General features: G+C 37.5%; 7 protein-coding genes. 6 read left to right on the top strand and 1 reads right to left on the bottom strand.

Going from position 1 to position 10,279, the window contains the following annotated elements:
- Positions 1–252 precede the first annotated feature (252 nt).
- The 6 genes from MRZ08_RS03890 (at position 253) to MRZ08_RS03865 (ending at position 9,092) form a co-directional block, all read left to right on the top strand.
- The gene (locus MRZ08_RS03890; protein ID WP_297379458.1) at positions 253–1,149 is read left to right on the top strand and encodes a GIY-YIG nuclease family protein; all 897 of its coding nucleotides are present in this window, start codon (positions 253–255) and stop codon (positions 1,147–1,149) included.
- 289 nt (positions 1,150–1,438) lie between these two features.
- Positions 1,439–2,137, top strand: coding sequence for an isoprenyl transferase (locus MRZ08_RS03885; RefSeq protein WP_297379456.1), 699 nt, complete (start codon positions 1,439–1,441; stop codon positions 2,135–2,137).
- Positions 2,134–2,910, top strand: coding sequence for a phosphatidate cytidylyltransferase (locus tag MRZ08_RS03880; protein WP_297379454.1), 777 nt, complete (start codon positions 2,134–2,136; stop codon positions 2,908–2,910). The genes MRZ08_RS03885 and MRZ08_RS03880 overlap by 4 nt, the downstream gene beginning before the upstream one ends.
- A gap of 9 nt (positions 2,911–2,919) precedes the next feature.
- Complete coding sequence (locus MRZ08_RS03875) at positions 2,920–3,933, top strand: M50 family metallopeptidase (protein ID WP_297379451.1); 1,014 nt, start codon at positions 2,920–2,922, stop codon at positions 3,931–3,933.
- 10 nt (positions 3,934–3,943) lie between these two features.
- Entirely contained in the window at positions 3,944–5,014 is a 1,071-nt protein-coding gene (gene ispG, locus MRZ08_RS03870; protein WP_297379417.1) for a flavodoxin-dependent (E)-4-hydroxy-3-methylbut-2-enyl-diphosphate synthase, read from the top strand.
- Entirely contained in the window at positions 4,995–9,092 is a 4,098-nt protein-coding gene (locus MRZ08_RS03865) for a PolC-type DNA polymerase III (RefSeq protein ID WP_297379416.1), read from the top strand. Before ispG ends, MRZ08_RS03865 begins: the two co-directional genes overlap by 20 nt.
- Before the next feature lie 71 nt (positions 9,093–9,163).
- Here MRZ08_RS03865 and MRZ08_RS03860 read toward each other — a convergent pair.
- A partial coding sequence (locus MRZ08_RS03860; protein ID WP_297379414.1) for a hypothetical protein occupies positions 9,164–10,279 on the bottom strand: 1,116 nt, incomplete at its 5' end.

The following is a 10,279-nucleotide window of genomic DNA, read 5'->3' as shown; positions in this document are numbered from 1 at the left end:
ATTTTAATTAGCTTTTATACTCGCTATTTCAAATAATTGTAATAAAAATATGTTTGTGAATTTGTATTATTACTTATATTAAAGAAAATTTCAAACTAATGATGGTAAAACAACTATGAATATTATAGAAAATCAATAGTTAATTATGAAGAAATTGATAAAGTAAAGAAATTATAATTAATATATTAGTAGTTACGAGATAAAGTATCAAGAGTTAGAAGATTTATTATATCTTAAACTATGAGGTGGGGAATGAAAAACAGCAAAAATTTTAATCTTTTTTTAATGGATGGTGAAGTTACAGGAAGAATAAAGTGCACCTTATCAAATTGGACAGGATTAGCATATAAAGTTCCGAGACCATACCTTGAAAAATGCAAAGACAGGCAGGATTTAAAGCAAAGCGGAGTATATTTTTTATTCGGAAAGAATGAGGATGGTGATGATGAAGTATATATCGGCCAAGCTGGGATAAGAAAAAATGGCGAAGGAGTTTTATTTAGAGTAGCAGAACATCTAAAAGATGAGATTTATTTTTCGGATGCAGTTATGTTAACTACTCAAAATAACTCATTTGGACCCACGGAAATCTCATATCTAGAGAATAAATTCACCAATATGGCTATAGATGTGGATAGGTATAAAGTAAGAAATGGGAACGATCCAAACCCAGGAAATGTAACAGAAGAGAAAGAATCAGAATTAGAAGATTTTATAGAATATTCTAAAATGGTGCTTGGTGTATTAGGATATAAAATTTTTGTTCCTATGGTAAATAGAGAATTTAAAATAGAAGAAAAAATAGATGATGAATTATTGTATCTAAATACCAAAACAAAAAAATCAGGGAAAGTTATAAAGGCCAAATGCAAAAGAACAAGTGAAGGATTTGTTGTTTTAAAGGATAGTATGATAGAAATTATTGACTCAAAGAGTTTACCAAAAAGTATAAAAGAACTTCGAGATAAGTGTAAGGTTAACAGTGAAATAATAGATGGAAAATTAACAAGAAACTTTTTATTTAATAGTCCATCATATGCAGCAATGTTTGTACTTGGCATGAGCAGAAATGGAAAAACTGAATGGAAAACTAAAAATGGAACTACATTAAAAGAACTAGAGGAAAAAGAACTGAGAGATACTAAGTGAAGAAGATATGAGATTACTATATCGTCTTTTATATATTTAAATATTGTAACATGCGTAAGAAAAAGTTTTAAGTAATCATTCGTAAATTCCCATGATAAAATGTATACAAAGAGGGAAGGTTTAAGAGACGGTGCAATACCCAATAGGAGTTACATTTAAGTAATACCAGCCCAATTATTTAATTATTGTTGCTAGCTCTTAATTTTATCCTAAGCTTCCCCGCCTTATCAATAGAAAAAGAAGGCCCCTTTGAGTATAATGAGAAAAGATTAAAAATAAAGGAATGATTATGGATAATTTAAATATACCGACTCATGTTGCCATAGTCCTTGATGGGAATGGCAGATGGGCTAAAAAGAAGCATATGCCTAGGACTTACGGTCACAAGAATGGGGCCGAGAATGTTGTAGATATATGTCTTCATGCAAAAAAGCGCGGAGTAAAGTACATGACTCTTTACGCTTTTTCGACAGAAAATTGGAAAAGACCTGCCGAGGAAGTTAATTACCTGATGAAGCTTGTGATTAAATTTATTGAAAGTAAGCTAGATATATTGATGAAGGAGAATTGTAAGCTAAACTTTATTGGAGATTTGGACAAGCTTCCAGCTTCTACTAAGGAGATTTGCATAAAAGCAATGAAAGATACCAAGGATAATGACGAGATCACCTTAAACATCGCCCTAAACTACGGGGGTCGTGACGAGCTAGTACACGCCTTTAAGTTAATGTTAGATGAGGGAGTAAGCAAGGAAGATGTTACAGAAGAGATGATTTCTTCTTACCTATATACCAAAGATCAACCAGATCCTGACCTTCTCATTAGGCCAGGTGGGGAGCTTAGGCTATCAAACTTCTTGATATACCAACTCGCCTATGCGGAGTTTTATTTTACAGATACCTTGTGGCCTGACTTTGATAGGAAGGCTTTTGATGAGGCTTTGGAGGAGTTTTCTAGGAGAAATAGAAGATATGGGGCCTTGTCATGAACTTGTTTAATAGGGCAATCGGAGGAGCGATAATCCTCGCTCTTTTGATCCTTATAACATTTATGGGAAGAATCCCTCTAGCTATAGGAGTTATGATCTTCTCCTATATTGCCCTTCATGAGATGAAAGAGGCTCTGGAAAAGATTGGGATTACTCTTCCTATGAAGCTTTTGTATGTGACTAATACGATTATCATGCTTGCAGCCTATGTCAATAATTCTGATATTTATATAGCAAGTCTTGTGGCTTCTGTAATTTTTATGATGATGTATATTATCTTGAAGGGTCACTATAGCCTATATGATGGTTTTGCGACATCTTTTGTCTTACTTTATGTATCACTTTTGATGAGTCATATATTAAGGATAAAGGATGTAAATTTCGTATGGCTTTTGTATATTACAGCTTGGGGTTCAGACACCTTCGCTTATCTTGTAGGTTCCACTATGGGTAAGCATAAGTTTGAATCCATAAAGCATATTAGTCCTAACAAGACCATCGAGGGATCTATCGGCGGAATAGTTGGGGCTTGTGTCCTAAATTCGATTTTTATCAATGAATTTGGACTTGGTGTTAAGATATATGAAGTCATAATTTTTACTATTATTGCAGCTGTTTTGTCTCAGGTTGGAGATTTGATAGCTTCATTTATTAAAAGAAAAACTGGAGTCAAGGATTTTGGACATATTATTCCTGGCCATGGAGGAATCCTCGACAGGTTCGATTCCATGCTTTTTATAGCTCCGGTTTTATATCTATTTTCAAGATTATAAGGAGAGTTGATGAGTAAAATAATTATAGCTATAGTTATGTTCTTATTTTTGATTCTTATTCATGAATTTGGACATTTTCTTCTAGCGAAAGCATCCGGAATAAAGGTAAATGAGTTCGCCATTGGTATGGGGCCTGCTATCTTTAAAAAGCAGGGTGAGGAGACTCTTTATTCCTTAAGACTCATACCAATCGGCGGATATTGTGCTATGGAAGGAGAGGATGACGAAAGTTCGGATCCTAGGTCCTACGATAGGGCACCTGCCAAGAGTAAGTTTCTTACAATTCTTGCAGGACCTGTGATGAATTTACTGCTTGCAGTTATTATATTTTTTGTAGTTGCTCTTAATACAGGAGTCGCCACAAAGACAATCGGAGGCTTTAGTAAAGATTCTCCAGCAAAGGCCGCTGGTGTAGAATTAGGGGATGAAGTAGTAAGTCTTGCGGGTCAAGAAGTGACAAGCTTTACAGATATTTCTACTATCCTAAACGAATATTACAAAAACAGGGATAAGGATGAAAAAATTCCCCTTGAAGTCTTATCTAATAATGAGAGTAAAACTTATGAGATAAGTCCTATGGAAGAAAATGGGTCTTATTATCTAGGAATCGAGTCAAAGCTTAGAAAGGCTGGTATCGGTGAGTCTATTAAGCTTGGATTTATCGAAACAGGAAAGAATATCGCCCTAATATTTGTAGTCTTGGGGAGACTTTTTACTGGAAAGATTGCTTTTTCAGCCCTTTCCGGTCCCGTAGGAGTGGTCAAGGAACTTGGCAACCAAGCCCAAAATGGTTTGATGAGCCTTTTATATTTCTTAGGCTACATCAGTGTCAACCTCGGAGTATTCAACCTCCTTCCAATACCGGCCCTAGACGGATCAAAGATAGTAAGCGCTCTTTATGAGATGATTACAGGTAAGCGTGTCAACAAGAAATTTGAAGAAAAAATCACACTAGTAGGTTTCGTTCTTCTTCTGGGACTAATACTAGTGATTTCAATAAAAGATATAATTAATCTATTTTAAAGGAGATAAAATGAGAAAGAAAACTAAGAAGATTTATGTAGGAGATGTTGCAGTAGGAGGCGACTCTCCTATTTCTGTCCAATCAATGACAACAGCAAAGACAAGTGATGTCGAAAGTGTAGTAGCACAAATCAACGCCTTGGAGGAAGCAGGTTGTGATATAGCAAGGTCTGCTATTAACTCTATAGAAGATGCCAAGGCAATTGTCGAGATTAAGAAAAGAACTAATATTCCTCTTGTAGCGGACATTCAGTTTGACTATAAGCTTGCCCTAGCTGCCGTGGAATATGGTTGTGATTGTCTAAGATATAACCCTGGAAATATCGGAGGAAGCGATAAGGTTAAGCTTCTTGTAGATAAGTGCAAGGAGAAAAATATCCCTATAAGAATCGGAGTAAACTCAGGTTCTATATCAAGGGAAATTGTAGATAGATTCGGTGGAGTAAACTCAGACTCCCTAGTAGCAAGTGCCCTAGAGGAAGTGAAGATCCTAGAGGAGATGGACTTTACCGATATCAAGATTTCTGTTAAGTCAAGCGATGTTAACACCATGATTGATGCCTACAGGAAATTATCAGCTAAGGTTGACTACCCACTCCACCTAGGTGTAACAGAAGCAGGTCCTTTGTACCAAGCTTTAGTGAAATCCTCAATCGGCATAGGCTCTTTGCTTAAAGATGGGATAGGAGATACAATAAGAGTTTCAATCACAGGAGATATCCTAGAAGAAGTTAAGGCTGGTAAGGCAATTCTTAAGGCCCTTAACCTAAGACGAGATGGTCTAGATATAGTATCTTGCCCAACTTGCTCTAGAACTACAGTTAATCTTCCTGAAATCGTAAAGGAAGTGGAAGAGAAGAGTAAGGGTCTAGATATATCTGCCAAGGTTGCTATCATGGGTTGTCCTGTAAATGGACCAGGAGAAAGCAAGGAAGCAGATTATGGAATTTCTGCGGCAAATGGCATGGGCTTTCTCTTTAAAAATGGCAAGACTATCAAGAAGGTAAGAGAAGATGAGATAGTGGATACTTTGATAGAAACTCTCAAAGAAAGCAAAGAAGATGAGAATAGACCTTCATAATCTTATTGATGTCAAGGAAGGGAGTTTCTTTGTAGTAGAGGCAATCTACTTCACGAAAACTAACATTCTAAGCCTTGAGATCGAAGCTGATAGCTATAACTTCACAAGGGAAGAAAGGGAGAAGCTCTATGAATATTTCTCCTTTGTAAGCCTTGAAATAAATGTTAGAAGAAAAGAAGATGGCGAAGAGGAAAATAAGCTTGGAGATAATGAAGAAGCTTTAGAAGAAGCAAGTCCTGGCAGTATAGAAGATGAGGAAAAAGTAAAAGAAGAGCCTCCCCTTAGCGAAACCGAACGTCTCATCAAGGAAAGAGAAGCCAGGGTCCAAGACGCCATAGATTTTACTATCCAAAACAGGGAAGAAGAAAAGAAGGAAGAAATCCACGTAGAAAACATTAACTTCGGTAGGAAAATCAAGGAAGATGTGATAGATATTAGAGATCTCTACGAAAGAAAGGGAGTGGCCTCTGCTCTTATAGGTAAGGTCTACGGCCTAGATGTATTCGAAACTAAGGGCGGATATTTTATCTATACCTTCGACCTAGAAGATAAGACCGATGCGATTTCATGTAAGATTTTCGCAAACGCCAAGAATAACTACAAGCTAGAGACCTTAGGGGAAGGATCAGAAGTTATGGTTGAGGGAGTACTAAACTATGACGACTACGCCCACGAGGATGTATTTACAGTAAATGGTATGGTAGATGCAATCCTTGGAAAGAGGACTGACACAGCTCTTGACAAGAGGGTTGAACTAGAAGTCCACACCAAGATGACCAACCTCGATGGTTTCGTAGACAATAAGGACCTAGTAAGCACCCTAAAAAACTGGAAGATGGGAGCTGTTGGAATTACTGATACAGCAACCCTCCAAGGTCTTCCAGATCTCTACGAGGCCCTTTCTAAGGAAGGAATTAGGATGCTTCCAGGAGCTGAGCTTCTTTTGGTAGAAGACGAGCTAAGAGTCCTTACCAATCTAAGCGACAGGGAAGTTTCCGAGACCCAAAATATTGAAGAAGAAAGCTTTGTCGTATTCGACCTTGAGACAACAGGCCTTTCTCGCTACAAGGATAGGATTACAGAAATCGGTGCCTGTAGGGTAGAAGGCGGCAAGATTACAGAAATCTACAACGAACTGGTAAATCCTGAGATGGTGATACCAGAAAAAATAATCGAAATAACTGGCATTACCAACGAAATGGTAGAAGACTGCCCTAAAATCGAAGATGTCCTTCCAGGATTTTTGGACTTCTGTAAGGATTCAATCCTAGTAGGACAAAACACCGACTTCGATGTGGGCTTTGTTAGAGAAAACTGCCACAGGATGGGGATAGACTTTAATCCAATTTATCTCGATACCCTTCCAATGGCAAGAGCCTTGTTTAAAGATATGAAGAAGTTCTCCCTAGATAAGATAGCAAGAAAACTAGAGATTCCTGCCTTCAATCACCACAGGGCAAGCGATGATGCAAGGGCAACTGCTCAGATTTTCATCAAGATGTTTAAGATGATTATGGAAGAAGATGGGATAAATCTTTCTACTATTAACAAGCTAGAAAGCCACCGGCCAAAGTCAAAGCACGAGTATTTCTCTGCCACAGTCTACGCCAAGGATAAGGTTGGACTTAAAAATCTCTATAAACTTATTTCCGAATCGAGGATGAATTATTTTAACTCCGAGGCCAAGACACCTATCTCAGTGCTTGAAAAATACAGGGAAGGCCTCCTTGTAGGTTCAGGTTCTGACGAAGGAATTTTGTTTTCATATTTACAAAATAAGAGAAACAAAAAGGATATGAATAGGATTAGAGACCTCTTTGACTTCTATCAAATGGCTCCTTTAGGAATTTATAATGATATGGTAAATAAGGGTAAGATTCGTGATTTCGATCAAGTTATAGAAATAAACAAGCAAATCTTAGACTTTGCCAAGGAGGATAATAAGCTTGCAGTCGCAACGGGTGCTGTAAGATATCTAGAAAGGGATGATTATATCCTGAGAAATATTCTCCACAAGGGCCAATACTTCAGATATCACGAGGATGAGCCTCTTTATTATCTAAGAACTACAAAGGAAATGATGGATGACTTCTCCTATCTAAATCCAATCGATACTGAGGATGTTGTAATCAGAAATCCAAAAAAAATTGTCGATATGATAGAAGATATTAGACCAATTCCTAAGGGGACCTTCCCACCTAAAATCGAAGGATCTGATAAGGAACTTAGGGATACTTGCTTTGCCAAGGCCCATTCAATATATGGAGACCCTCTACCAAAGATAGTAGAAGATAGGCTAAACCGTGAGCTTAACTCAATTATCTCTAACGGCTATGCGGTTCTTTATATAATAGCCAAGAAGCTTGTAGGAAAGTCTAACGAAGACGGCTACCTAGTAGGATCGCGTGGATCTGTTGGTTCTTCATTTGCTGCTACAATGGCAGATATTACCGAGGTAAACCCACTTTCTCCTCACTATGTCTGTCCTAATTGCAAGCACTCAGAGTTTTTTGAGGAAGATCTTTTAGGAGCTGGAATCGACTATCCAGACAAGGCATGTCCTGAATGTGGAACTATGATGAAAAAGGATGGTCACAATATACCATTCGAGGTTTTCTTAGGCTTTGAGGGGGATAAGGAACCAGATATAGACTTAAACTTCGCAGGAGAATATCAACCTACCATTCACAAATACACTGAGGTCCTTTTCGGTGAGGGCAAGGTCTTTAGGGCTGGAACCATAGGAGCCATCCAGGATAATACCGCCTTCGGTTATATCAAAAAATACAGCGAAGACTATCAAGTAGAATTTACCAATGCTCAGGTAAGGAAGATCCAAAGAGGGCTTAAGGATGTCAAAAGAACGACCGGCCAGCACCCGGGTGGGCTAATTGTAGTACCAGATGATATCGAAATATTTGATATATGTCCTATCCAATATCCAGCTGATGATGGAAGTGGAGATATAAAGACAACTCATTTTACCTACAATATGATGCACGAGACTCTCCTAAAGCTTGACCTTCTTGGCCACGATGTTCCTTCGATAATCAGGGCCTTACAGGACTTAACTGGAACCAATCCTCTAGAGATTACTATGGGAGATCCTAAAGTTATGAAGATATTTTCTTCTACAGAAAGTCTAGATATCAAGCACGACTTTTCCAATAATGAAATAGGAACCTTGGGTATACCGGAATTTGGTACAAACTTCGTAAGGTCCATGCTTAAGGATACCTTCCCAACTAAGTTTTCGGAGATGACTAGAATTTCTGGCTTATCTCACGGTACAGATGTGTGGCTTAACAATGCCCAAGACCTTGTAAGAAATGGTACGGCAAGCTTTGATGAGATAATATCTACCCGTGATGATATAATGAACGCCCTAATTCAGCAAGGGCTAGATAAGAAAAAGTCCTTCTCTATAATGGAAAAGGTAAGAAAGGGTAAGCCTCTTTCTGATGAAATCCTAGCCTATATGAGGGAAAATGGTGTGCCAGAATGGTACATCGAATCATGTCTTAAGATTCAATATCTTTTCCCTAAGGCCCACGCCGTGGCCTATTGTCTCATGAGTTACAGAATCGCCTACTACAAGGTATACTACCCTGAAGCCTTCTATGCGACCTACTTCAATACCAAGATTAACGACTTTAAGTATTCTACTATTATAAAGGGTCTAGAAAGTATTCAAAGAGCCCTTAAGGAAGTTGAGGGAAGTTTTGATATATCTCAAAGAGATAAGCAGATAAGGACTGTCCTTGAGGTAGCTGAGGAGATGGCAGCAAGAGAGATTAAGCTTGAAAAGGCCGATATCTATAAGTCAGATGCCAAGAAGTTCCTTCTAAGCGATAGGAAGGGCTATATTTTACCTCCACTTTCTGCAGTTGATGATGTAAGTGAAGCAATGGCTATAGACATTGTTAATGAAAGAGAAAAAGGTGAATTCATCTCTTTAGAAGATCTTAAAACAAGAACTTCAGTAAACAAAAATGCAATCAACAGCCTCAAATCCTTGGGCATAATCGACGGCATCCAAGAGAAAAATCAGATGTCCTTGTTTGATGGAATGTTTTAGAATTGAAATTTAGTAAAAGTTAAATAAAAAGCAAAGTAAAATAGGGGCTATGAAGCGGTAAGTCCCTATTTTTATTTCTTTAATAATTCTTTTTTGATAAGCCTTGTGGCTTGACTTGCAAAATGACTTAAATCTTTGATTTGATAGAAATTATTGTAGTAAAGATAGCAGGCATTTCTAGCCTTGTCCTTGTGAATTAGGGCACAGGTCTTGATATTTTTCCTCCTAAGCTTATCGAGTTCTTCCTTAGTATCCTTAAGGGCAATCTCTTCCTTGTAGGCTTTGTTTGGACTGAGCCCTTCTGTGATTAAAGGCTTTAGGTCGCTTGGGTTCGCATCGGTAAGGATTAGTAGGAGATGGTCTTTGACCTTTCTTTTGGGAATTAATGAAGAGTAACTTCTAAAGGCCAGCCCGTCTCTATTAAAGCCTAGGCACTTGTAGGAAAATATTCTTGCATCATTAGTTTCTTCATCGAAGTCCTTTAAGATAGTAAGGACAGTGTAGTCGGAAAGGGTGCTGTAGGAGATGACCCTGTGGCTGGTTTTATTTTTAGATAGAGCTCTAGATAGGATATAGGCTTCTGTTGCTACGACTTCTTGCTCATACAAAAGTGAAGCTGACCCATCTAAAAGGATATCAACCTTGTAATCTCCCTTTTTCTCAAAAGATTTCCTAGTAAAAATCTTATTGTAGTTAGGAATTTGACTTTTCCATGCTAGGCTTGGGCTGAGGTTACCAGTCTTGCTCATTTCAAAATCCCTATTCTCGGTTGATTTAAGGGAAAGGTTAATCGATTTGGCGAGATTTTTGATGATTCTTTCATAAAAGTTTTCTTTATTCTTGTAAAAATTTAGATTATTTTCCCTAGCCTTTGAGTTTAATTCATTTATTCTATCAGAATTTACTTTAGCGATACCCTTGGTGAAGAATATCTTAGATTTTCTATGTTTATCTTTCGCGTAGCTTTGGTTAATATAATCTTCTTTTTCTTCTGAAAATAAAGCCTTACCAAAAGTTTCCTCTATATACGCTCTCTTAGCACTTTTCCTTTTAAGTAAGAAATAAGTTAGGGGATTTAGGTCCTTACTATCATAATTTCTGAAAATATCTGCTCTATTAGATCTTTCAAGTTGGTAAGAACCTTTTAGGTCGAAGAGGAAGAAATTTATAGGAAAATGCGGCTTATA

The organism is Anaerococcus sp. (assembly GCF_022770135.1).
Taxonomy (GTDB): domain Bacteria; phylum Bacillota; class Clostridia; order Tissierellales; family Peptoniphilaceae; genus Anaerococcus.
This window is presented reverse-complemented; position numbering and strand designations above follow the sequence as displayed.